This window comes from Nonomuraea sp. NPDC059023 (genome assembly GCF_042740095.1).
Taxonomy (GTDB): Bacteria; Actinomycetota; Actinomycetes; order Streptosporangiales; family Streptosporangiaceae; genus Nonomuraea.
Map to the genome: position 1 here is coordinate 228,600 of NZ_JBHYIO010000006.1, position 22,090 is coordinate 250,689.

At 69.9% G+C, this 22,090-nt stretch carries 19 protein-coding genes; 11 read left to right on the plus strand and 8 right to left on the minus strand.

Annotated elements, in window-relative coordinates; genetic code table 11:
- Positions 1-8: 8 nt before the first annotated feature.
- Positions 9-521, minus strand: coding sequence for a PH domain-containing protein (locus ACFWYW_RS13080; protein ID WP_379609944.1), 513 nt, complete (start codon positions 519-521; stop codon positions 9-11).
- 17 nt (positions 522-538) lie between these two features.
- Positions 539-1,369: a biotin--[acetyl-CoA-carboxylase] ligase gene (locus ACFWYW_RS13085; RefSeq protein WP_379609945.1), complete on the minus strand. Its 831-nt coding sequence runs from the start codon at positions 1,367-1,369 to the stop codon at positions 539-541.
- Between the two features lie 48 nt (positions 1,370-1,417).
- Between ACFWYW_RS13085 and ACFWYW_RS13090 the strand changes: the two genes are divergently transcribed.
- From ACFWYW_RS13090 to ACFWYW_RS13110, 5 genes are all read left to right on the plus strand, one after another.
- A complete protein-coding gene (locus ACFWYW_RS13090; RefSeq protein WP_379609946.1) occupies positions 1,418-3,631 on the plus strand; it encodes an FdhF/YdeP family oxidoreductase in 2,214 nt (737 codons plus the stop codon).
- Positions 3,628-4,467: a formate dehydrogenase accessory sulfurtransferase FdhD gene (gene fdhD / locus ACFWYW_RS13095; RefSeq protein ID WP_379609947.1), complete on the plus strand. Its 840-nt coding sequence runs from the start codon at positions 3,628-3,630 to the stop codon at positions 4,465-4,467. Before ACFWYW_RS13090 ends, fdhD begins: the two co-directional genes overlap by 4 nt.
- Before the next feature lie 75 nt (positions 4,468-4,542).
- Positions 4,543-5,631, plus strand: coding sequence for an epoxide hydrolase family protein (locus ACFWYW_RS13100; RefSeq protein WP_379609948.1), 1,089 nt, complete (start codon positions 4,543-4,545; stop codon positions 5,629-5,631).
- 150 nt (positions 5,632-5,781) lie between these two features.
- Positions 5,782-7,209, plus strand: coding sequence for an MFS transporter (locus ACFWYW_RS13105; RefSeq protein ID WP_379609949.1), 1,428 nt, complete (start codon positions 5,782-5,784; stop codon positions 7,207-7,209).
- A gap of 115 nt (positions 7,210-7,324) precedes the next feature.
- The gene (locus ACFWYW_RS13110) at positions 7,325-8,485 is read left to right on the plus strand and encodes a DUF418 domain-containing protein (RefSeq protein WP_379609950.1); all 1,161 of its coding nucleotides are present in this window, start codon (positions 7,325-7,327) and stop codon (positions 8,483-8,485) included.
- On the opposite strand, the gene ACFWYW_RS13115 is transcribed toward ACFWYW_RS13110, so the two are convergent.
- The 3 genes from ACFWYW_RS13115 to ACFWYW_RS13125 all read right to left on the minus strand — a co-directional run bounded on the left by ACFWYW_RS13115 (position 8,448) and on the right by ACFWYW_RS13125 (position 13,500).
- Entirely contained in the window at positions 8,448-11,069 is a 2,622-nt protein-coding gene (locus ACFWYW_RS13115) for a phosphoenolpyruvate carboxylase (protein WP_379609951.1), read from the minus strand. The genes ACFWYW_RS13110 and ACFWYW_RS13115 overlap by 38 nt on opposite strands.
- 68 nt (positions 11,070-11,137) lie before the next feature.
- Positions 11,138-12,700: a hypothetical protein gene (locus tag ACFWYW_RS13120; protein ID WP_379609952.1), complete on the minus strand. Its 1,563-nt coding sequence runs from the start codon at positions 12,698-12,700 to the stop codon at positions 11,138-11,140.
- The gene (locus tag ACFWYW_RS13125; RefSeq protein WP_379609953.1) at positions 12,697-13,500 is read right to left on the minus strand and encodes an ABC transporter ATP-binding protein; all 804 of its coding nucleotides are present in this window, start codon (positions 13,498-13,500) and stop codon (positions 12,697-12,699) included. The genes ACFWYW_RS13120 and ACFWYW_RS13125 overlap by 4 nt, the downstream gene beginning before the upstream one ends.
- 36 nt (positions 13,501-13,536) lie before the next feature.
- On the opposite strand from ACFWYW_RS13125, the gene ACFWYW_RS13130 reads away from it, so the two are divergent.
- The 3 genes from ACFWYW_RS13130 to ACFWYW_RS13140 all read left to right on the plus strand — a co-directional run bounded on the left by ACFWYW_RS13130 (position 13,537) and on the right by ACFWYW_RS13140 (position 16,571).
- The gene (locus tag ACFWYW_RS13130; RefSeq protein WP_379610119.1) at positions 13,537-15,123 is read left to right on the plus strand and encodes an acyl-CoA carboxylase subunit beta; all 1,587 of its coding nucleotides are present in this window, start codon (positions 13,537-13,539) and stop codon (positions 15,121-15,123) included.
- Between the two features lie 196 nt (positions 15,124-15,319).
- Positions 15,320-15,520 (plus strand): acyl-CoA carboxylase subunit epsilon, encoded by a 201-nt coding sequence (locus tag ACFWYW_RS13135; protein ID WP_379609954.1) that lies wholly within the window; start codon positions 15,320-15,322, stop codon positions 15,518-15,520.
- 106 nt (positions 15,521-15,626) lie between these two features.
- Positions 15,627-16,571: an NYN domain-containing protein gene (locus tag ACFWYW_RS13140; RefSeq protein WP_184957816.1), complete on the plus strand. Its 945-nt coding sequence runs from the start codon at positions 15,627-15,629 to the stop codon at positions 16,569-16,571.
- Here ACFWYW_RS13140 and ACFWYW_RS13145 read toward each other — a convergent pair.
- Positions 16,545-17,522, minus strand: coding sequence for a DUF5937 family protein (locus tag ACFWYW_RS13145; protein ID WP_379609955.1), 978 nt, complete (start codon positions 17,520-17,522; stop codon positions 16,545-16,547). The two genes, ACFWYW_RS13140 and ACFWYW_RS13145, sit on opposite strands and share 27 nt — an antisense overlap.
- A gap of 61 nt (positions 17,523-17,583) precedes the next feature.
- Between ACFWYW_RS13145 and ACFWYW_RS13150 the strand changes: the two genes are divergently transcribed.
- A complete protein-coding gene (locus ACFWYW_RS13150) occupies positions 17,584-18,798 on the plus strand; it encodes an MFS transporter (protein WP_379609956.1) in 1,215 nt (404 codons plus the stop codon).
- Between the two features lies 1 nt (position 18,799).
- Here ACFWYW_RS13150 and ACFWYW_RS13155 read toward each other — a convergent pair whose 3' ends face one another.
- Entirely contained in the window at positions 18,800-19,696 is an 897-nt protein-coding gene (locus ACFWYW_RS13155) for a cation diffusion facilitator family transporter (protein WP_379609957.1), read from the minus strand.
- Complete coding sequence (locus tag ACFWYW_RS13160) at positions 19,696-20,100, minus strand: metalloregulator ArsR/SmtB family transcription factor (protein WP_184957820.1); 405 nt, start codon at positions 20,098-20,100, stop codon at positions 19,696-19,698. The genes ACFWYW_RS13155 and ACFWYW_RS13160 overlap by 1 nt, the downstream gene beginning before the upstream one ends.
- A 94-nt stretch (positions 20,101-20,194) precedes the next feature.
- On the opposite strand from ACFWYW_RS13160, the gene ACFWYW_RS13165 reads away from it, so the two are divergent.
- Both ACFWYW_RS13165 and ACFWYW_RS13170 read left to right on the plus strand, forming a co-directional pair.
- Complete coding sequence (locus ACFWYW_RS13165; RefSeq protein WP_379609958.1) at positions 20,195-21,577, plus strand: DNA-3-methyladenine glycosylase 2 family protein; 1,383 nt, start codon at positions 20,195-20,197, stop codon at positions 21,575-21,577.
- Entirely contained in the window at positions 21,574-22,074 is a 501-nt protein-coding gene (locus ACFWYW_RS13170; protein ID WP_379609959.1) for a methylated-DNA--[protein]-cysteine S-methyltransferase, read from the plus strand. Before ACFWYW_RS13165 ends, ACFWYW_RS13170 begins: the two co-directional genes overlap by 4 nt.
- Positions 22,075-22,090 lie beyond the last annotated feature (16 nt).

Consider the following 22,090-nt stretch of genomic DNA (forward strand, 5'->3'; position numbering starts at 1 on the left):
CCCGCGGGCTACTTGCCGTCGACCTCGCCGTCGGAGACGTCCTCGACGGCGCGGAACAGGTCGGCTCGGACGTCCTGGATCTGCGGGATGTCACGCAGCGCGAGCTGCCCCTGGTCGCTGGCCGACTCCACGGTCAGCGTGCCGCAGCCCAGGATGCGCTCGGCGAACGACTGGTCGGAGCTGACCGAGTTGACTTTGGTCAGCGGGATCTCGTCCGTCGACTTGTTCAGCACGCCGGTGCTGATCGTGAAGCGGTGGGTGGTCAGGACGTAGCCGGTGTTCTTCCACTGCAGGTACGGGATGAACGACCAGATCGTCAGCAGCAGGATCGCGACGACACCGATCGCGAGCCTGCCGTAGGTGGCGTACTGCCAGTCGCCGGGCACGAAGTAGATCGCGACCCCGGAGGCGATGACGATGAGCACCAGCGCGGCGAAGGGCCCGATCAGCCGCTTCCAGTGCGGGTTGAAGGCCCGGATGCGGCGCTCGCCCTGCGTCAAGTGGTGGTCTGGGAGAGTCATGCGGAAATCGTGCCACTCTACGGTGCCGGTCGCACGTGAACCACGTCACCCGCGCTCAACGTGTGACCCTTGCCGCCCGCCTCGACCTGCAGATGGCCGTTCGGGTCGACGCCGGTGGCCACGCCTTCCAGGACGCGCTCGCCGGGCAGTTCGACCCTGATGCGGCGGCCGATCGTCGCGCAGGACGCCTGGTAGGCGGCGCGCAGCCCGCAGGCGTCCGCGTCGCCGTCCGCCTCGGTCCAGTCACGGTAGTGGCTTTCCAGCTCGCGCAGGATCGCCCTGATCAGCGGGTCGCGGTCGACGCAGGCGGCCTGCTCGACGGCGAGCGAGGTGGCGGTCTCGACGGGCAGTTCGGCCGGCTGGAGCGAGACGTTGAGCCCCATCCCGATCACCACCGCGTCGTCGATCCGCTCGGCCAGCACCCCGGCCAGCTTGCGCTCGCCGATCAGCAGGTCGTTGGGCCACTTGAGCCGGACGTCCACCTCGGCCAGGCGGCGCACCGCGGAGGCGGCGGCCACGCCGAACAGCAACGGCAGCCAGCCGTGCCGGACCTGCGCGACCCTCGGGCGCAGCAGGACGGAGAACGTCAGGCCGGAGCGCGCGGGCGCGTTCCACACCCGGCCCAGGCGGCCGCGGCCGGCGAGCTGGGTCTCGGCGACGAGGACGGCGCCCTGCTCGGCGCCGGCGCGGGCGGCCTGGGTCAGGTCAGCGTTGGTGGAGCCGGTGCTGTCGACGACGGTGATGCCGGTCCACAGGCCGCCGGGCCGTACCAGAGCGCGGTTGAGCGCGCCCTGGGACAGAGGCGGGCGATCGAGGTCGGAGTAACGCGAGTCAGCCACGTCCACCATCTTCCTACGGCCTGGTCCCCGGCTCCGCGCGGAGGGGAGAATGGAGAGATGAGCAAGCTTCTTGACCCGCGTAACTGGGCGTCTTGGCGGCCGTTCGGCATCGGCCTGCGCAAGCCCAACAACTACCTGGAGTTGTGGAAGGCGTTCAAGTCGGTCAAGGGCAACAGGCGCTACGCCTGGCGCATTCTCAACCAGGGAACCTGCGACGGCTGCGCGCTCGGGACCCAGGGCATGCGCGACTGGACGATGGACGAGATCCACCTGTGCAACATCCGGCTGCGCCTGCTGCCGCTCAACACGATGCCGGCGCTGAAGTACAAGGCGCTCAAGGACGTCTCCGGGCTGCATGGGAGGAAGAGCGCGGAGTTGCGGGAGCTGGGGCGGCTGCCGTACCCGATGATCAGGAGGGCGGGCGAGGCGGGATTCACGCGCGTTTCGTGGGACGAGGCGCTGGAGGTGGCGGCGCGGCACCTGCGCGAGGCGCGCTTCGGCGTTTACCTGACCAGCCGCGGCGTGCCCAACGAGAACTACTTCGCGGCGCAGAAGGCGGTGCGCGCGATGGGCAGCAACAACGTCGACAACGCCGCGCGCATCTGCCACTCGCCCTCGACGGTGGCGCTGAAGCAGACGATCGGGGCGGCGGCCACGACCTGCTCCTACACCGACTGGATCGGCTCCGACCTGATCGTGTTCATCGGGTCCAACCCGTCCAACAACCAGCCGGTGGCGATGAAGTACCTCTACCACGCCAAGAAGGCCGGGACCCGGATCGCGATGGTCAACGCCTATCGCGAGCCGGGCATGGACAAGTACTGGGTGCCGTCCAACGCGGAGTCCGCGGTGTTCGGCACGAAGATCACCGACGAGTTCTTCGGCGTCAACGTGGGCGGCGACATCGGCTTCCTCAACGGGGTGCTCAAGCACCTGATCGAGAAGGGCTGGGTGGACGAGGAGTTCGTCCGCGCACGCACGAAGGGCTTCGACGAGGTACGGCAGGCCGTCGCCGCCCAGTCGTGGGAGTCGCTCGAAGCGCTGTCCGGCTCCACCAGGGCCGAGATGCTGCGCATGGCGGAGCTGCTGGGCAGGGCCCGCTCGGCGGTGCTGGTGTGGTCGATGGGCATCACGCAGCACGCGTTCGGCGAGGACAACGTGCGCTCGATCGTGAACCTGGCGCTGGCGCGCGGGTTCGTGGGGCGTGACAACTGCGGGCTGATGCCGATCCGGGGCCACAGCGGGGTGCAGGGCGGGGCGGAGATGGGCGCGTACGCGACGGGTCTGCCGGGTGGCCTGCCGATCAATCCATCCAATGCCACGAAATTTACCGACATGTGGGGCTTCGAGGTGCCCAGCTCCCCCGGGCTCACCGCGACCGAGATGATCGACGCCGCGCACGCGGGCGAGCTGGACGTGCTGATCTCCTCCGGCGGCAACTTCCTTGAGGTGCTGCCCGATCCGGCCTACTGCCGCGAGGCGCTGTCACGGCTCAAGCTGCGGGTGCACGTGGACATCGTGCTGTCCTCGCAGATGCTGGTGCCGAGCGCGGGCGACGTGCTGCTGCTGCCGGCCCAGACCCGCTACGAGATGGTCGGCGGCGTGACCGAGACCTCCACCGAGCGCCGCATCATCTTCTCGCCCGAGGTCGAGGGCCCGCGGATCGGCGAGGCGTGGCCGGAGTGGAAGATCTTCACCGAGCTGGCCGCCCGCGTCCGCCCGGAAATTTCCGGAAAAATCACCTATACCGGTACGCCCGGCATCCGCGAGGACATCGAGCGGACCGTCCCCTTCTACGCCGGAATCGCGGGCCTGCGGGTGTTCGGCGACAACGTCCAGTACGGCGGCCGCCACCTGTTCGCCGACGGCCGTTTCCAGACCGCCGACGGCCTGGCCGCCTTCTCCCCGGTCACGCCGCCCTCGCTGGAGCGCCCCGACGGGTCGTTCATGGTGGCCACGCGGCGCGGCAAGCAGTTCAACAGCATGGTCCACGAACGCCGCGACGGCTTCAACGGCGCGATGCGCGAGGCCGTGCTCATGAGCGCCTACGACGCCGACCGGCTCGGCCTGCCCGACGGCGCGCCCGTGGAACTCACCTCTTTGGGTGAGCGGCCGCGCACCTACCGGGGCAAGGTGCTGCGGGCGCCGCTCATGCCGGGCAACCTGCAGATCCACTGGCCGGAGGGCAACGTGCTGCTCGACGAGTCCCGCCGCTCCCCCGACGCCAAGATCCCCGACTACAACGCCCTCGTCACGGTGAAGCAGCTGTGAGCGAGCGCCCTGGGCCCACGACGCGCGTACGGATCCGGGAGATCACCGGGTCCGCCGCCCGGGACCGCCGCGACGACCTGGCCACCGAGGAGCCCCTGGAGATCCGCCTGCGGTCCGGCGGGGAGCGCAGGACCGCCGCGATCACCATGCGCACGCCGGGGCACGACTTCGAGCTGGCCGCCGGATTCCTGCACGGCGAGGGGATCGCGGGGCCCGGCGAGATCGCGGCGATCGGCTACTGCACCGATGAGGACGTGCTGCCCGAGGCCCGCTACAACGTCGTCACGGTCCGGCTGCACACGCCGATCCCCGATCTGCCCGCGCTCGAACGCCACTTCCTCACCTCAAGCGCATGCGGGATCTGCGGCTCGGCCAGCCTCGACGCGCTGCGGCACCGCTGCTCGCCGGTCGCGCCGCCGGAGCTGGGGCTGACTCAGGAGGTGCTGTACGGCCTGCCGTACCGGCTGCGCGAGTCGCAGGGGGTCTTCGGCAAGACCGGGGGCCTGCACGCGGCGGGCCTGTTCACGGCGGGCGGCGAGCTGGTGGCCACCCGCGAGGACGTGGGCCGGCACAACGCCGTGGACAAGCTGGTCGGCTGGGCGGGGCTGCGCGGTGAGCTGCCGCTGGCGGCGAACGTCCTGATGGTCAGCGGCCGGGCCAGCTACGAGATCATGCAGAAGGCGCTGGCCGCCGGCATCCCCGTGGTGTGCGCGGTCTCGGCGCCGTCGTCCCTGGCGGTGGATCTGGCGAGGGAGTTCGGCATGACGCTCGTGGGCTTCCTGCGCGGCGAGCGCTGCAACGTCTACGCGGGGGCGGAGCGCATCAAGGTCGCCTAAGTGTGGAACAAAGCATTCCGTTCTGATAGAGTTCCCATCAGAACGGAACGCTTCGCTTCCCGAAGGAGACCTCCCATGGCAGAGATCCGCCCCTACCGCATCGACGTCCCCCAGGCCGACCTCGACGACCTGAAGGCCCGCCTGGCCAGGACCCGCTTCACCGACGAACTCCCCGACGCCGGCGAGGACTACGGCGTGAGCGCCGGCCGGGTCCGCCGCATGGTCGAGCACCTGCGCGACGTGTTCGACTGGCGCGCGCTGGAGGCCAGGCTCAACGCCCACCCCCAGTTCACGACCGAGATCGACGGCCAGAACGTGCACTTCTTCCACATCCGCTCCGCCAAGGAGGACGCGCTCCCGCTGGTCCTGACCCACGGCTGGCCGGGCACCGCCCTGGAGTACGTCGAGGTGATCGAGCCGCTGTCGCGCGACTTCCACCTGGTCATCCCGTCCGTGCCCGGATTCGGCTTCTCGGGTCCGACCACGGAGCGCGGCTGGAACGCCGCCCGTGTCGCGGGCGCCTGGGCGGAGCTGATGAAGCGCCTGGGCTACGACCGCTACGGCGCCGTGGGCAACGACGGCGGCTCGATCGTCACGCCGTACATCGGCAGGCTCGACCCCGAGCACGCCGTCGCCCTGCACGTCACCCAGATCTTCTCCTTCCCCTCCGGCGACCCGGCCGAGTTCGAGGGACTGAGCGAGGAGGACATGGGCAGAGTCCGGTTCCTGCAGAGCTTCTGGGAGACCATGGGCGCCTTCAACACGATGCAGTCCCAGGCCCCGCAGACCCTCGCGCACGCCCTCGCCGACTCCCCCGCCGGCCTGCTCGGCTGGATGGGCCAGCTCATGGGCGAAGAACTCGGCATCGACTGGGCGGTGAGCAACATCGCCGTCCACTGGCTGTACGGCACCGCCGCCTCCTCGGCCCGCTTCTACTACGAGAACGCCAAGCTGGAGCAGCCCGCCGAGCCGACCACCGTGCCGATCGGGCTGGCCAACTTCGCCAACGACTTCCAGTCGATCAGGCGCTTCGCCGAGCGCGACCACACGAACATCGCCCAGTGGAACTTCTACGACGTCGGCGGGCACTACGCCGCGCACGAGGTTCCGGAGGTGTTCGCGCAGGATGTGCGCGATTTCTTCGCGCGGTGGAACGCGGAATGAACCTTTCCGCATAGGGCCGTAGCGTCAGCGCTACGGCCCTTTCGCATGAGGGAGGGCCGCTCCCAAAGATCTTGAACAAACAGTGGAATGAAGCATTCCGTTCTGCTAATGTTGGAACAGAACAAGCCGTTCCGATTCAGGAGGAACACCATGACCGTCCTCGACACCCGCCCAGTGGCCACAGCCGCCGCTCCCGAGCAGCCCGCGGCCTACAAGTGGCGCTGGCCGGCCCTGGCCGTGATCCTGACCGGATCCGTCATGGAGCTGCTGGACGCCACGGTCACCCACATCGCGGGCCCGACCATGAGGAACGACTTCGGCGCCGGAAACGCGTTCATCCAGTGGCTGGGCGCCGCGTACATCCTGGCCATGACCGCGGGACTGCTCACCGGCGGCCGGCTGGGCGACATCGTGGGACGCAGGCGGATGTTCCTCATCGGGATGATCGGCTTCACGGTCGGCTCGCTGCTCTGCGCGGTCTCCGTCTCGCCGGAGATGATCATCGCGGCCCGGGTCGTCCAGGGCCTGTTCGGCGCGGCCATGATCCCCCAGGGGATGGGGATGATGAAGGAGATGTTCCCGCCCAAGGAGCTGGCCGGCGCGTTCGGGCTGATGGGCCCGGTGATGGGGCTGTCGGCCATCGGCGGCCCGATCCTGGCCGGATGGCTGGTCAGCGCCGACCTGTTCGGCACCGGCTGGCGGATGATCTTCCTGATCAACCTGCCGATCGGCGTGGCGGCGGTCTTCGCGGCGCTGCGCTTCCTCCCGAAGACCCCGCCGATCGGCGGCGTCAAGCTCGACCTGCCCGGCGCGATCCTCGCCTCCGCCGGTGTCGTCCTGATGGTCTTCCCGCTGGTCCAGGGCCAGGAGCATGGCTGGCCCGCGTGGTCGTTCGCGCTGATGGCCGCCTCGATCGTCACCCTCGTCGTCTTCGTCGCCTACGAGAAGCGCCGGGCCGCCCGCGGCGGCGACCCGCTGGTGGCGCCCTCGCTCTTCCGCAAGCCCGCGTTCCTGTCCGGCATGGCCGTCGGCACCGTCTACTTCGCCGCCTTCGGCGGGGTGTTCATGGTCATCGGCCTCTACACCCAGCTCATGCTCCACTACGACCCGCTGAAGGCCGCGCTGACCGGCGTCCCCTCCTCCCTCGGCATGATCGCGGGCATGATCGTCGCCCAGTCCACCCAGCGCTTCGGCCGCAAGGTCCTGCTGGCCGGCGCCGTCATCATGGCCCTCGCGGTCGTGGCCCTGCTGATCGTGGCCGAGCCGGGCGTCACCCCCTGGCAGCTCGCTCCGGCCCTGCTCTTCGTCGGTCTGGGCAGCGGCATGATCATGGGCCCGTACTTCAACATCGTCCTGGCCGCGGTGGACCCGCAGGAGACCGGCTCGGCCTCCGGCACGCTGACCGCGCTCCAGCAGGTGGGCAACGCGCTCGGCCTGGCCGTACTCGGGACCGTCTTCTTCGGGACCGGCAGCGCCGAGATCACCTTCGCGGTCGCGGCCGGCATGATCGTGGTCACCTTCCTCGTCGGGCTCATGCTCCCCAAGCAGGCCCGCCAGGACGCCGAGTTCGTGCACTAGGGATTTCGGAAGAAAGGGCCCGGCGTTTTCGCCGGGCCCTTTCCGACTTTGGATGGAGCCGTCCGCGCCCTCGGACGGATGCGGGCCACGCCGGAAGGTCCGTAGCGTCGCAGGCATGACCACCACGGCGCCGCCATTAAGGCGCATCCACGAGATCGACGCCGTCCGCGGCTTCGCGCTGGGCGGCATCCTCGTCGCGAACATCAGCTTCTTCGCCGACCCCGGACTGTCCGTGGCCATCTCCAGCATGGACTTCAACCGCGACCCGGTGAGCCTGACGGTCCAGACGCTGGTGCTGACGAAGTTCTACGTCATCTTCTCGTTCATGTTCGGCTACTCCTTCACGATGCAGATGCGCTCGTGGGGCGAGAAGGTCAAGCCGCGGATGCTCCGCCGCTGCCTCGCCTTGTTCGTGCTCGGCGTCACGCAGGGCATCCTGCTCTGGATCGGTGACATCCTCACGCTGTACGCCGCGCTCGGCCTGATCCTGCTGGCGCTGCGCAACGTCCGGCCGAGAACCGCCGTCAAGATCGGCTGCTGGATCATCGGCGTCATGTCGGCGATCTGGCTCATCCTCGCGGGGCTGACCATGCTCGACCCCTCGGCCGGCGTGACGGCGCCCACCGACCCCGCGGTCATGGCCGCCGCGCAGGCGCAGGTCACCGGCAGCCCGCTGAGCTTCCTGCAGTTCCAGCTGGAGACCTATCCGATACTGGCGGCGTTCGTCTGGTTCGGCCAGGGCCCGATGGCGATGGCGCTGTTCCTGTTCGGCATGGCCGCGGGCAAGTCGCGGCTGCTGGAGGACCCCGAGCGCTGGGCGCGCTTCGTGCCGCGCGTCCTCTGGATCGGGTACGGCCTCGGCCTCCCGGCGGCCGTCTTCTTCACCTGGTCCAGCCAGCAGGAGGGCGCCCTGCAACTGACCGGCCTGGCGCTCAACAACATCCTGTCCCTGCCGCTCGCCGCCGCGTACGTGGTCACGCTCCTGCTGCTGGTGCGGCGCCTGCCCGCGATCGGCGCCGCGCTGGCCCCGGCGGGCAGGGCCGCCGCCTCCAACTACATCGGGCAGTCCATCCTGCAGTGCCTCGTCTTCACCGGGTACGGGCTGGGGCTCGGCGGCAGGCTGACGCCGATCGCGGTGATCGGCGTGGCCGCGGCGATCTACACCGTCCTGCTGCTGCTGAGCGCCTGGTGGATGCGCAACCACCGCTACGGCCCGATCGAACGGGGCCTGCGCGGGTTCACCCAGTATTCTGCAGACCCGCAGCCACTCCGTTGACCGACAGCAGGAGCAGCGTCGAGAGCCGCTCGGCCTCCCGCTCGGAGACCTCGCCCCGGCGCAGCGCGGTGAGCGCCCGCAGCTGCAGATGCGACAGGGCGTCGACGTAGGGGTCGCGCAGCTGCACCGCCCGCGAGAGGACCTTGCGGTTCTCCAGCAGCCGGGTGTGCCCGGTGACCTGCAGGACCAGCTTGCGGGTCAGGTCGTACTCGGCCATCACCTGCCCGGCGAAGTCGTTTCGGCCGCCGAGCGCGAGATAGCGCTCGGCGATCGAGCGGTCGGTCTTGGCCAGCGACATCTCGGCGTTGTCCAGCATCGCGTTGAACAACGGCCACTCCTCGTACGCCGCCCGCAGCTCCTCGACCGAGGCGACCGAGGCCAGCCCGGTGCCCAGGCCGTACCAGCCGGGCAGGTTCACCCGGGTCTGCGCCCAGGCGAACACCCACGGGATGGCCCGCAGGTCGTCCAGCGACCGTGGCGCCCCGAGCCCGCGCCGGGCCGGGCGGGAGCCGAGCCGTAGCGAGCCGATCTCCTCCAGCGGGCTGACCAGCGCGAACCACTCGGGGAAGCCCGGCGCCTCGGTCAGCGCGCGGTAGGCGCCCTCGGAGGCGGAGGCCACCTGCTCGGCCAGCGTACGGAAGCGCGCGGCGGCAGCGGCGGTACGGCTGCCGTTGGTGGGCGAGGAGGCCAGCAGCACGGCGTTGGCCACCTGCTCCATGTGCCGCCTGGCGATCGCCATGTGGCCGTAGCGGGCGAAGATCACCTCACCCTGCTCGGTCACCTTGAAACGTCCGGCGACCGAGCCGGGCGCCTGGGCCAGCACCGCCCGGTTGGCCGGGCCGCCACCGCGGCCGAGCGCGCCGCCGCGGCCGTGGAACAGGCGGAGCTTCACGTCGTGCTCGCGGGCCCACTCGGTGAGACGCTCCTGGGTCTGGTAGAGCTTGAGCGTGGCCGCGGCCGGACCGAGTTCCTTGGCCGAGTCGGAGTAGCCCAGCATGATCTCCATGCGCCGCCCGGTGGCGGCCAGCCTGGTCTGAACCTTGGGGATCTCCAGCATGCCGGTGAGCACGCCGGGGGCGTTGTCGAGGTCCTGGCCCGACTCGAACAACGGCACCACGTCGAGCACCGGCGCCCGGATGCCGAGCGCCGCCTCGGCCAGCTCGTAGACGGCGGCCACGTCGTCGGCGGAGCGGGTGAAGGAGACGACGTACCTGCAGCAGGCGTTCACGCCGAAGCGCTCCTGGATCCAGGAGATCACCCGGATCGTGGACAGGACCTCCTCGGTGACCGGCGACAACTCGCCGCCCGCCCTGATCTCCGCCAGGGCCGTCGCGTGCACCTGCGAGTGCTGGCGGACCTCCAGCTCGGCCAGGTGGAAGCCGAACGTCTCCACCTGCCAGATCAGATGCTGCAGCTCGCCGTACGCCTGCCGGGCCGCGTGCCTGGCCAGCGACTCCTGGGCCAGCCTGAGGTCGGCGAGCAGTTCGGCGGGCGCGCGGTAGGCCAGGTCGAGGTCGCGCTGGTTGGTGGCCGAGATGCGCGCGGCGACGTACAGCAGCCACTGGCGGTGCGGCTCCTGCGGCGAGCGGGTGGCCAGCTCGGAGACCAGGTCGGGGTGGGCGTCCTCGGCGGCGGAGATCGCCGTGCGCAGCTCACGCGACGGCGCCGCGTAGTGGGCGTTGGCGGTGAGCGTGCGGGCGATGCGGGTGGTGGCGGTCTCCAGCGCGGTGAGCACGTGCTCGGCCTGGATGAGCACGGCCTCGCGAGTGACCTTCGCGGTCACGTTGGGGTTGCCGTCGCGGTCGCCGCCGATCCAGCTGCCGTAGCGGATGAACGGCCGCGCCAGCGGCGACCTGGTCCCTGCGCCCTCGCCGAGCGCCGCGTCCAGCGAACGGTAGACCTGCGGCACCACCCGGAACAGCGTCTCGTCGAAGGCGGCCATCGCGGTGCGTACCTCGTCGAGCGGGTCGAGCTTGGTGTCGCGCAGCTGGGCGGTACGCCAGAGCAGGTCGATCTCCTCCAGCAGCCGCCGCAGGTTCTCCTCGCGCTCGGAGGCGCCCCGGCCGGGCGCGTTGTACTCGGTCAGCTGGGTGCTGACGCGCTGGATCGCGGTGACGACCGCGCGCCTGCGCGCCTCCGTCGGGTGCGCGGTGAGCACCGGGTGCAGCTCCAGCTCCTCCACGAGCTCCTGCACGCGCGCGGTGCCGAGCTCCTGTACGGCATGCGCCAGCGACTCCTTCAGCACCTCGCCCTCGGTGTCGCGCTCCCGGAGCGTCCTGATGCGGTAGTGCTCCTCGGCCAGGTTCGCCAGGTGGAAGTAGCAGGTGAAGGCCCGCGCGATGAGCACCGCCCGGTCGATCTCCCATTCGGCGACCATCGCGGCGATCTCGTCGGCGGACGCCTCTCCCCTCCTGGCGGCGATCACGGCCTTGCGCAGCCGCTCGACGTCGGCCAGCAGGTCCTTGCCGCCCTGCTCGGCGATCACGTCGCCGAGCAGCCTGCCGAGCAGTTTCACGTCTCGGCGGAGCTCGTCTGGCATCTCGACGACGGCGGCGCTGCGGCGTTCAACTGCCTGGTCAGTCATGTTTCGAAGGGTACAGAGTGCCCGTGAACGAGCGCAGACCGGTCTCACCTAATGGACTAGACCACTGCTCACGTGGGACGGGACACCGCGGCCAGCACTTCGGGCATGCGCGCGTGACCCACCGTGGCGGCCAGCCTCCGGCCGAAGTACTCCACCGCGAAGCCGTACGGCAGGGCCGCCACGCTCACCCACGTCACCCCGAACACCACCGGCAGCACCAGCGGCAGGCTCAGCCCGGCGATGCCGATCATGGCGGCGAACGACCCGGCGAACGCCTGCCCGCCCTGGCCGGGGGCGGCGCCGGTGAAGGCGTTGAGCCGGTCGGGCACCGTGTACGGCAGGATCACGCTGGTCATGGAGGCCACGCCGAGGCCCACGCCGTACACGCCCCAGGCGGTCAGGGCGGCGGGCAGGATGGCCGACGGCGCGCCCGCGAACAGGGAGACGGCCACGGTCATGAGGGCCAGCAGGGGCAGCGCGATGAGCGCCGCGGCCAGATGCCGTCCGGCCAGGTCGGTGCGCAGGCCGCGCTCGTCGCCGAACGCGACCGTGTTCATCCACAGGGAGCGGCCGTCGATGCCGAAGGCGTTGCACGACTGCAGCGCGAGCATCAGCGCGCCGAGGCACGCGGGGCCGATCACCAGTGGCAGGCCGCCGCCGCCGGACTGGCCGGTGATGGAGAAGGCGATCACGCCGGTGACCACGATCGAGGCGAACCAGCCGACGCGGAAGCGCGGGTCGCGGCGGATGTACTTGAGCTCCTTGGTGACCACGGCGGCGAGCGGGCCGTCGGGCAGGAAGCGGTCGACGATCCCGCTGGAGCGGCGGACGGAGGCTGACTGGGTGGAGGCGTCCGCGGTGACCAGCGCGTGGGACAGCGCCTTGATCCACAGCCAGCCGATCAGGACCACGAGCGCCGCGACGACGAGCAGTTCGGCCAGGCCGACCAGGCCGCCGTCGGCGATGGCGTGGGCGGCCAGGCCGGGCGGCGTCCAGCGGAGCACTCCCGCGGTGCTGCCGATGAGCGCGACCGGGTCGCCGAGTCCCCTGTTGGCGATGAGGTTGGGTAGCTGGAACAGCAGCACCGCGAAGATCGCCGCCACGGCCAGCGCGTCCCGGCCGCGGCGCGAGCGCAGCGCGCCGGACAGGGCCGTGGTGATCAGCCTGGAGGTGACCAGGCAGAGCGCGAACTGCAGGAGCACCGCCACGACGCCGACGAGCACGCCGCCGATCCCGCTCGCCAGCCCCACCAGCGCGCCGATCGTGATGATCAGGGTGGCGGCGGGCCAGACGCCGGTCGCGGAGGCGGCGAACATGCCGACGGCCAGTTGCCCCGTACGCAGGGGGAACAGCGAGAGCCTGGCCGGGTCGAGCGTGTCGTCCAGCCCGAACGCCAGCAGCGGGACGATCGCCCAGCCGATCCAGAACATCGTGAACGCGAGAACGGCCAGATTGGTGGCCATGGCGGGCTCGGCCAGACGCAGCAGGCTCATCAGCAGGAACCCGAGAGCCGCCACGGCGATCGCGGCGAGCAGGGTGAAGACGAAGCCCAGCTTGCGCGCGAGGTCCCCGCGCAGGTTCCCGGCGACCAGCCGCAGCTTGAGCCGCGCGAACAGCAGCGCCGTGCTCACCGCTCACCACCGGCACTCGGGCTCTCGTTTTGGGGCACCCCGTTGGCGCCGAGCCAGGTGAGGCCCGCGTCGCCGGCCCGCCTGGGGCCGCCGACGAGGTCCAGGAAGGCCTGGTTGAGTGTACGGTCGCCGCGTACCTGGGCCAGCGGCCCCTGAGCCACGATGTGACCGGAGCTCATCACCGACACCCAGTCGCACAGCCGCTCCACGAGGTCCATGACGTGGCTGGAGAAGATGACCGTCGAGCCGGAGGCGGTGAAACGCTGGAGCACGTCGGTCAGGGTGTTGGCGCTGACCGGGTCGACGCCCTCGAACGGCTCGTCCAGGAACAGGACAGAAGGATTGTGCAGCAGCGCGGCGGCCAGGCCGATCTTCTTGCGCATGCCGGTGGAGTAGTCGACGACGAGCTTGTCGGCGGCCTCGCGCAGGTCCATGACGCCCAGGAGCTCCTCGGTGCGCTGCTCGACCTCGGCCATGGGGATGGCGCGCAGCCGTCCGTTGTAGTGGAGCAGCTCGCGGCCGGACAGGCGCTCGAACAGACGCAGACCCTCCGGCAGCACGCCGACCCTGGCCTTGACCTGGACCGGATCTCGCCAGACGTCCAGGCCGTCGATCACCGCCCGGCCACCGTCCGGGCGCAGCAGCCCGGTGATCATGCTGAGTGTGGTGGTCTTGCCCGCGCCGTTGGGCCCGACCAGGCCGGCGAAACTTCCCGCCGGCACCACCAGGTCCACTCCCGCGACCGCGATCTGCTGGCCGTAGCGCTTGAAGAGCCCCTGCGTGTGAACCGCCTCCGTCATGGAACCAGCGTAGAAGGAGGGATTAACCTTCTGGGCATGAGTGCTGCTGAGGAATTGCCGGAACTGCCGGATATTCACACCACCGCCGGTAAGATCGCCGACCTTGAACGCCGGCTGGACGAGGCCGCGCACGCGGGGTCCGCGGCGGCGGTGGAAAAGCAGCACGCCAGAGGCAAGATGACCGCGCGCGAGCGGGTTGTGGCGCTTTTGGATGAGGGTTCGTTCGTGGAGTTCGACGAGTTCGCGCGGCACCGCTCGACGATGTTCGGGCTGGAGGGCAAGCGGCCTTACTCCGATGGAGTGATCACCGGTTACGGCACGGTCGACGGCCGTCAGGTGTGCGTCTTCTCACAGGATGTGACGGTTTTCGGGGGGTCGCTGGGTGAGGTCTACGGCGAGAAGATCGTGAAAATTCTGGATATGGCGATCAAGACCGGCTGCCCGATCATCGGAATCAACGAGGGCGGCGGCGCGCGTATCCAGGAGGGCGTGGTCGCGCTCGGCCTCTACGCGGAGATCTTCAAGCGCAACGTGCACGCCTCGGGCGTGATCCCGCAGATCTCGCTGATCATGGGCGCGGCGGCGGGCGGGCACGTCTACTCCCCGGCGCTGACCGACTTCGTGGTCATGGTCGACCAGACCTCGCACATGTTCATCACCGGCCCGGACGTCATCAAGACGGTCACCGGCGAGGAGGTGACGTTCGAGGAGCTCGGCGGCGCCCACACGCACAACACCAGGTCCGGTGTGGCCCACTACCTGGCCACCGACGAGGACGACGCGCTGGAGTACGTGAAGGCGCTGCTGTCGTACCTGCCCTCCAACAACCTGGACGAGGCGCCCGCCTACGAGGCCGCCGCCGCCCTGGAGCCGGACCCGGAGCTCGACACGCTCATCCCCGACTCGGCCAACCAGCCCTACGACATGCACCTGGTCATCGAGCACGTGGTGGACGACGGTGAGTTCCTGGAGGTCCACGCGCAGTTCGCGCCCAATGTCGTGGTCGGCTACGGCAGGGTGGACGGCCATCCGGTCGGGGTCGTGGCCAACCAGCCGATGCATTTCGCGGGATGTCTCGATATCAACGCATCCGAGAAGGCCGCACGATTTATCCGAACATGCGATGCATTTAATATCCCGATCGTGACTTTTGTTGATGTTCCGGGATTCCTTCCGGGCACGGACCAGGAATGGAACGGCATCATCCGGCGCGGCGCCAAGCTCCTCTACGCCTACGCCGAGGCCACCGTCCCGCTCGTCACGATCATCACCCGCAAGGCGTACGGCGGGGCCTACGACGTCATGGGCTCCAAGCACCTCGGCGCCGACATCAACCTGGCATGGCCTACCGCCCAGATCGCGGTCATGGGCGCGCAGGGGGCCGTCAACATCCTCTACCGCCGCGAACTGGCCGCCGCCGGCGACCCCGACGCCGAGCGCGCCCGGCTCGTCACCGAATACGAAGACACGCTGGCCAATCCGTATATCGCCGCTGAGCGGGGTTATGTCGATGCCGTAATCCGCCCATCGGACACCCGGCCGCAAGTGGTGAAGGCCCTGCGGGCCCTGCGTAACAAGCGTGCCTCGCTACCGCCTAAGAAGCATGGGAACATCCCGTTGTGATGGATGCCGCAGCTTGCGAGGACATCCATCACAACCACGAGCGAAGCGAGTCAAAGCAACACAGTGATGGATGCCGCAGCGAAGCGAGGACACCCATCACAACCTACGAGCGAAGCGAGTCAAAGCAACACAGTGATGGGTGCCGCAGCTTGCGGCGACATCCATCACAACCACGAGTCAAGAGCGAAAGAGCACTGTGACAGCGCATCTGAAAGTCGTGCGGGGCGATGCGACGCCCGAGGAGATCGCCGCTCTGGTCACCGTCCTGACCACGCGGCAACCGGAACCCACGCATACGCCGGGCCGTAAGCCCGAAACTTGGCGAAACCCAGCCCGAGCCATGCGTAGGCGACTCGTGCCAGGGAAGTCGGCTTGGCGGTTGAGCGCCCTACCCTAGATGGATCCCTGGAATCGGGTGTCAACTTCCCCGAGAGTTGGGACTATCTAGAAAAGTAGGCGTATATAGTCAGCCGATCAACTAAGGCCGCGGCCTGGAGGACGACATGCCCATCCCAGACCTCACGCCGCATCCTGTGGCAGCGAAGTACGCCGTCCTGGTGGATGTCGGTTATCTGTATGCCGCCGCAGGTGAAGTGCTGCTTGGCGCGAAGGAACGCAAGGAATATCGGGTTGCGGCGGATGAGCTCATCCAGAGCCTCCAGAAACATGCAATGGAACGTATTTCCGGAGAACTACTGCGGATCTATTGGTATGACGCCGCACGCGACCGAGTGCCCACCGTCGATCAGCGAGTGATCGCACAGTTGCCCTGGGTGAAGGTACGACTGGGCAACCTTAACGCGCGTGGCCAGCAGAAGGGCGTGGACGCTCAGATCAGGAGCGACCTTGAAGCGCTGGCCAGGCATCACGCGGTGACCGACACGATCCTGCTGGCGGGCGATGAGGACATGGTGCCCGCGGTCGAGGCCGCGCAGGCCTACGGAGTGCGGATACACCTGTGGGGCGTCGAACCCCCTTATGGCACCAACCAGGCGGAACGGCTCGTGTGGGAGTCCGACACCGTTGAAGTGATTTCTGCAGATTTCCTGAGACCCTTTTTCAGCCGCGCACCGCAGCCCGTCCCGGTCACGCCGCCGGCCGCCGCGCCGTCGCCCGCCACGGTCTTCGCCGGTCGCCCCGCCACCCCGAAGCCGCAGGTCAAGCCCGGCCAGGTGGCCAAGCTCGGCCCGTCGCGGCCGCGCGTGGAGGACGTGGGCGAGCACGTGGCGCAGAAGTGGATCCTCACCCGTGGCCGCGACAACATCCGCGACCTGCTGCCGGGGCCGATCCTGCCGACGGTCATCGACACCGAGCTGCTCATAGAGGCGGAGAAGGAGCTCGGGCACTCGTTGCGCCCCTACCCGGAGGCGCGGGTGTGGCTGCGTGACGGGTTCTGGGCCCGGGTGTACCGGGAGTTCGACCTAGGTGTGGGCGTCTCCAGCAAGTAGGGCCTCGGCGACAGCCGTACGGGCATAGAGGACATAGCGCCCCGTGCGGTGGGCGCTGCACAGGCCTGCTCTGCGCAGCGCGGTGAGGTGCTGGCTGGCGCCCGGCTCCGACAGGCCGGTGCGCACGGCCAGCTCGCGCGTCGAGGCGGGCTGGTCGAGTGAGGCCAGCAGGCGGGCGCGGGTGCGGCCGAGCACGGCCGCCAGCGCCTGCGGCGGGTCGCTCTCGCGGTGCTCCCACAGTGTGGCGATGCCGCGCGGCGAGTAGCGCAGCGTCGGCTGGAACGGCGGCACGGTGATGGAGAAGATCCTCGGCCAGGTGAAGACCGACGGCACCAGCAGCAGGCCGCGCCCGTCGAGCGCGCGGGTGCCGTGGCAGAACCGGTGGTCCAGGCGCAGGCGCTCGCCCTGCCAGCGCACGTTCTCGTCGAGGCCGGTCAGCATGCCGCGTACGCCGTCCTGTGTCAGCGCCTTGGCGCGGTAGAGCACGTCGCCCTCACACAGGCTGCGGATGCGCGGCCAGTAGGGGGCGATCGCGGCCGCCCAGTACGCCCGGATCTCGCCGGCCAGCCGGGCCAGGCCGGCGGCGGGGTCGTGGTGGAGTGCCTGGATCCTGGTGGTTCGCGGGCCGCCGTGGCGCCAGGTGTCGAGCTGGTCGCGTACCTCGTGCTCGGCGGCGAGCAGTCCGGCCAGCTCCAGCTCCAGGTCCGGTACGGCGGTGGCGGGCGGCGGGCTGATGAAGCAGACCAGGGAGATCGTCGGCACCGGGACGAGGTCGGACAGCAGCCTCCAGTCCACGTCGGCAAGGCGGCGGCGTACCCGCTCGGCCCAGGGGCGGTTGAGGCCGGTCGGCTCCTTGAGCACGCGGACGCTGGCCACGACCTCCCACAGCGGAGAGATCGCGAAGCGGGTGTTGGCCACGTCCTCGGCGGTGAAGGACAGATCGAGGGTCATTCGATTCGCTGCTCACTTAATCAATCGCGTCGATGGACGGTAGTTCACCATCGTGGGCGGCGTGAAGACAACCTCGTTGCTGCTCGAACCCGGATTCCGGAACCTGTATCTCGGCTCGGCCGTGAGCGCTTTCGGGGCCCAGGTGGGATATGTCGCCCTGCCGCTGCTGGCCGTGACCACGCTGCGCGCGGGCGCCGGACAGGTGGGGCTGCTCAGCGCGCTGGCCACGATTTCGGTGCTGGTCGTCGGGCTGCCGGCCGGGGCGTGGATCGACCGGATGCGCAAGAAGCCCTTGATGATCGTGGCCGATCTCGCGCGGGCCGTCCTGCTGGCCTCCGTGCCGGTGGCCGCCTGGCTGGGCGGGCTGACGATGGAACACCTGTACGTCGTGGCCGCGCTGACCGGTGTGGGCACGCTCTTCTTCGACGTGGCCGCCCAGAGCCTCGTGCCCAGGCTGGTCGGCAGGGAGCGGCTGACCGAGGCCAACTCGCTGCTGGTCGGCACGAACGCGGCCATGGACATCTCCGGCCGCAGCTTCGCCGGGGTGCTCGTCGGCGCGGCGGGCGCCCCGGCGGCCATGCTGCTGAACGCGGCCGGTTACCTCGGCTCGGCGTTGTTCCTGCGCGGGGTGCCCGCCATCGAGACCCCGCCCGCCTCCGGCCCGCGGCCCAAGCTGGCCACGCAGATCGGCGAGGGCGTGCGCTTCGTGCTCGGCCACGCCACGCTGCGGCCGATCGTGCTGCAGGGCGCGATGACGAACCTGGGCTTCCCGCTGTACTCGGTGCTGCTGCCGGTGCTCGTCGTCTCCCAGCTCGGCTACCCCGAGTGGGTGCTCGGCCTGTACCTGGCCGTGGGCGGCGTCGGCACACTGGCCGGCTCGGCCACCGCCCACCACGTCGGCGCCCGCCTCGGCCGCGGCCGCGCGGTGTGGATCGTCTCCTTGATCACGACCCCCGCGTCCCTGCTGGTCCCGCTACTGAACGACGGCGCCTGGATCTGGGTCTCGGCCGCCGCCTGGTTCGCGCTCACCTACCGCACCGGACTCAACAACGTGCTGCTGGTCAGCTTCCGCCAGCGCGTGACGCCGGATGAGATGCTCGGGCGCGTGAACGCCACCATGCGCCTCATCCTCATGGGCGCCGTCGGCGTCGGCGGCCTGCTCGCGGGCCTGGTCGGCGAGTTGTGGGGCGTGCGCGCCGCGCTCTGGGCGGGCGCGCTGTTCATGTCCCTCAGCTGGGTGCCGATCTACTTCTCGCCGTTGCGCGCCGAGCGCTGAGTCACCAGCCGATCTCGTCGCAGCCCTTGTGGTTGGCGGGCTCCACCTGCAGCGTCGCGTGCGCGACCCCGTGCCGGGCGCGCAGCACGTCACGAGCCTGATCCAGTACGGCGTGGCTGCGCGACTCCTCGGCGACCAGGTGCGCGGTCGCCACGTGCATGCCGGAGGTGAGCGTCCACAGGTGCAGGTCGTGGACGTCCTCGACACCTTCGATGGCCGCGAGATCGCCCGCGACCTCGTCGGCGCTCATACCCTCCGGCACGTGCTGGCCGAGTACGGCGAAGACCTGCCTGCCCAGTCCGACGGCCCGGATGGCGACGAACGCGCCGATGGCCAGCGCCACGAGCGTGTCCCAGACGGGGTTGCCGGTGGAGGAGACGAGCCAGCCGGCCACGATGACGCCGACGGACCCGGCCGTGTCGGCCATGACCTCCAGGTAGGCGCCCTTGACGTTGAGGCTCTCCGCGGCGCCGCTGCGCAGCAGGAACAGCGCGACCAGGTTGATCAGGAGGCCGATGGCGCCGACGATCATCATCGGCCCGGTGGAGATCTCGGCCTGCTCCCCGATCCGGCCGATGGCCTCGACCACCACGTACACGGCGACGCCGATCATCAGCGCGACCGCGAGAAGTGAGGCGAAGACCTCGGCGCGGTAGGAGCCGTAGCTGCGCCGGCCCGTTGTGTCCGGTCTGCTCGCGATCCGCGTGGCCACCAGGGCCGCGCCGAGCGTCACCACGTCCGCGGCCATGTGACCGGCGTCGGACAGCAGCGACAGCGAGCCGGTGATCAGTCCGAAGATCAGCTCGACCACGAAGAATGAGCCGATCAACACGAAGGAGACGACCAGCCGCCAGCGGTGCTTGGCGCCCGCGTGGCCGTGTCCGTGTCCCGCTCCCATCAGTCGTTCCCCCCACGCTCGGGATGAATGGCCTGTGTGTGGCCGGTGTGGGCGATCGCCAGATCAAGCAGCATCCGCACGTGCGCGTCCTCCAATCGGTAGTAGGCCATCCGGCCGGCGCGGCGGACCGCGACGACCCGGTGCGCGCGCAGCAGCCGCAGGGCGTGGGAGACGGCAGATTCGCTCTGGCCCGTCACCGCGGCGAGGTCGCACACGCACAGTTCGCCATCCAGGAGGGCGAGCAACAGCCGCAGCCGGTTGGGGTCGCCGAGAAGCCCGAACACCTCTGCCGTGTCGGCGAGGTCTTCCTGGCCCGGCATCCGCGAGCGCACGGACTCCACCCGCGGCGCGTCCACGACCCTTACCGTGCAGCCATCGATCTGCACCTCTGAATAGCTGTTCATATGAGAAGGCTAGCGGAAGTTGTCTTCTTTCTGTCAATGCATACGTCTGATTTCCGCCAGTCGCCAATCCTGTCCGGCACATACTGTCGATGACATGGCACCTGTAGAGCTCGACTTCGACTCCTGCTACCGGGCGGTCTCCGCACGGGACGCCCGGTTCGACGGGCGCTTCTACACCGCGGTGAAGACGACACGCATCTACTGCCGGCCGATCTGCCCGGCACGCACCCCCGCCTCGCGCAACGTGCGCTTCTACCGGCACGCCGCCTCCGCCGAGGCGGCCGGATTCCGCCCCTGCAAGCGCTGCAGGCCCGAGCTCTCCCCCGGCGACCCCGGCTGGGACCTGCGCGGCGACCTGATCGGCCGCGCGCTGCGCCTCATCGACGACGGCGCGGCCGACGACACCGGGGTGGCCGGGCTGGCCAAGCGGCTGCACATCACCGAACGGCATCTGCACCGGCTGTTCGTGACCGAGCTGGGCGTCGGGCCGCTGGCCGTGGCCAGGACCCGGCGGCTGCTGCTGGCCAAGCAGTTGCTGACCGAGACGGGGCTGCCGGTGACGGAGGTGGCGTTCGCCGCGGGGTTCGGCAGCGTGCGGCAGTTCAACGCGACCATGCGGGAGACCTACGGCTTCACGCCCAGCGAACTCCGGGCCACCGCGGGGCCCCTGTCCGAGTCGTCCGCCGCGGGGTTGCGGCTGCGGTTGCACCGGCGGGAGCCGTACGACGTGGAGGGGATGTTCGCCTTTCTGGCAAGCCGGGCGATTCCCGGGCTCGAAAGCGTGGACGGGCTCTCCTACACCCGGCTGGTGGCGGGCGGGACGCTCACGCTGACGCCGGGGCCCGGCGTGTTCCAGCTGGACGTCAAGCTGGACGACACCCGCCAGCTCGCCCGCGTCGTGGCCCGCTGCCGCCGGCTGCTCGACCTCGACGCCGACCCGGACGCGATCGCCTCCGCCTTGGGCGCCACCTCCCTGGAGCCCCTGATCGCGGCCCGTCCGGGGCTGCGGGTCCCGGGCACGTTCGACGGCTTCGAGCTGGCGGTACGCGCGATCGTCGGCCAGCAGATCTCGGTGGCCGGAGCACGCACCCTTCTGGGCCGGATCGTCACGCGGCACGGCCCGCTGTTCCCGAGCGCCGCCGTCCTGGCCGAGGCCGACCTCGACGGCCTGGGCTTCACCACCCGTCGCATCGCCACCATGAAAGACCTCGCGAAACGGGTCGCCGACGGCGGCATCGACCTCGACGGCGGCCAGGAACCCGGGCACGCGGTGGCCGAGCTGCTGAAGGTTCCCGGAATCGGCCCGTGGACCGCCGCGTACATCGGGCTGCGGGCGCTGCGCGACCCCGACGCCTGGCCTACGGGCGACCTGGTCCTGAACAAGCGCATGGCCGCCCTGGGCATCCCCGCCGACCACATCGAGCGCTGGCGCCCGTGGCGCGCCTACGCCGCCCTACACCTGTGGAGCTCCAAATGATCGAAGCTCAAGTCCTGCCGACCCCCGCCGGCCCGCTCGCGCTCCTCGCCCGCGACGGCGTCCTGGTGGCGGCCGGATTCACCCCCGACCCCTCCGACATGTTCGCCCGCCTGACCCCGGACCTCCAGTCCGAAGGCCTGGACGTAGTGGACGACCTGGCCGACATCACCCGCCTGACGATGGCCTACCTGGACGGCGACCTGGAGGCCATCGACACCCTGCCCGTCTCCCAGCCCGGCACCCCGAAGCGCCAGGCCCTGCACAAGGCACTGCGCGAGGTGAAACCCGGCACCACCGTCACCTACGGCGAACTCGCCGAACGCGCCGGCCTCCCCCGCACCGCCGCCCGAGCCGCCGGCACCGCCTGCGCCCAGAACCTGATCGCCCCCTTCATCCCCTGCCACCGGGTACTTCCCGGCAGCGGGGGCTATGGCGGCTATTACTACGGCACGGTGGTGAAGGAGTGGCTGCTGACGCATGAGTCGGCAAAGATCTGAAACACTCCGTCATCTG

Coding starts and splice junctions, on each gene's coding strand:
- ACFWYW_RS13080 (WP_379609944.1), bottom strand. CDS start 521: ATGACTCTCCCAGACCACCACTTGACGCAGGGCGAGCGCCGCATCCGG.
- ACFWYW_RS13085 (WP_379609945.1), bottom strand. CDS start 1,369: ATGGTGGACGTGGCTGACTCGCGTTACTCCGACCTCGATCGCCCGCCT.
- ACFWYW_RS13090 (WP_379609946.1), top strand. CDS start 1,418: ATGAGCAAGCTTCTTGACCCGCGTAACTGGGCGTCTTGGCGGCCGTTC.
- ACFWYW_RS13100 (WP_379609948.1), top strand. CDS start 4,543: ATGGCAGAGATCCGCCCCTACCGCATCGACGTCCCCCAGGCCGACCTC.
- ACFWYW_RS13105 (WP_379609949.1), top strand. CDS start 5,782: ATGACCGTCCTCGACACCCGCCCAGTGGCCACAGCCGCCGCTCCCGAG.
- ACFWYW_RS13110 (WP_379609950.1), top strand. CDS start 7,325: ATGACCACCACGGCGCCGCCATTAAGGCGCATCCACGAGATCGACGCC.
- ACFWYW_RS13115 (WP_379609951.1), bottom strand. CDS start 11,069: ATGACTGACCAGGCAGTTGAACGCCGCAGCGCCGCCGTCGTCGAGATG.
- ACFWYW_RS13125 (WP_379609953.1), bottom strand. CDS start 13,500: ATGACGGAGGCGGTTCACACGCAGGGGCTCTTCAAGCGCTACGGCCAG.
- ACFWYW_RS13130 (WP_379610119.1), top strand. CDS start 13,537: ATGAGTGCTGCTGAGGAATTGCCGGAACTGCCGGATATTCACACCACC.
- ACFWYW_RS13140 (WP_184957816.1), top strand. CDS start 15,627: ATGCCCATCCCAGACCTCACGCCGCATCCTGTGGCAGCGAAGTACGCC.
- ACFWYW_RS13145 (WP_379609955.1), bottom strand. CDS start 17,522: ATGACCCTCGATCTGTCCTTCACCGCCGAGGACGTGGCCAACACCCGC.
- ACFWYW_RS13155 (WP_379609957.1), bottom strand. CDS start 19,696: ATGGGAGCGGGACACGGACACGGCCACGCGGGCGCCAAGCACCGCTGG.
- ACFWYW_RS13160 (WP_184957820.1), bottom strand. CDS start 20,100: ATGAACAGCTATTCAGAGGTGCAGATCGATGGCTGCACGGTAAGGGTC.
- ACFWYW_RS13165 (WP_379609958.1), top strand. CDS start 20,195: ATGGCACCTGTAGAGCTCGACTTCGACTCCTGCTACCGGGCGGTCTCC.
- ACFWYW_RS13170 (WP_379609959.1), top strand. CDS start 21,574: ATGATCGAAGCTCAAGTCCTGCCGACCCCCGCCGGCCCGCTCGCGCTC.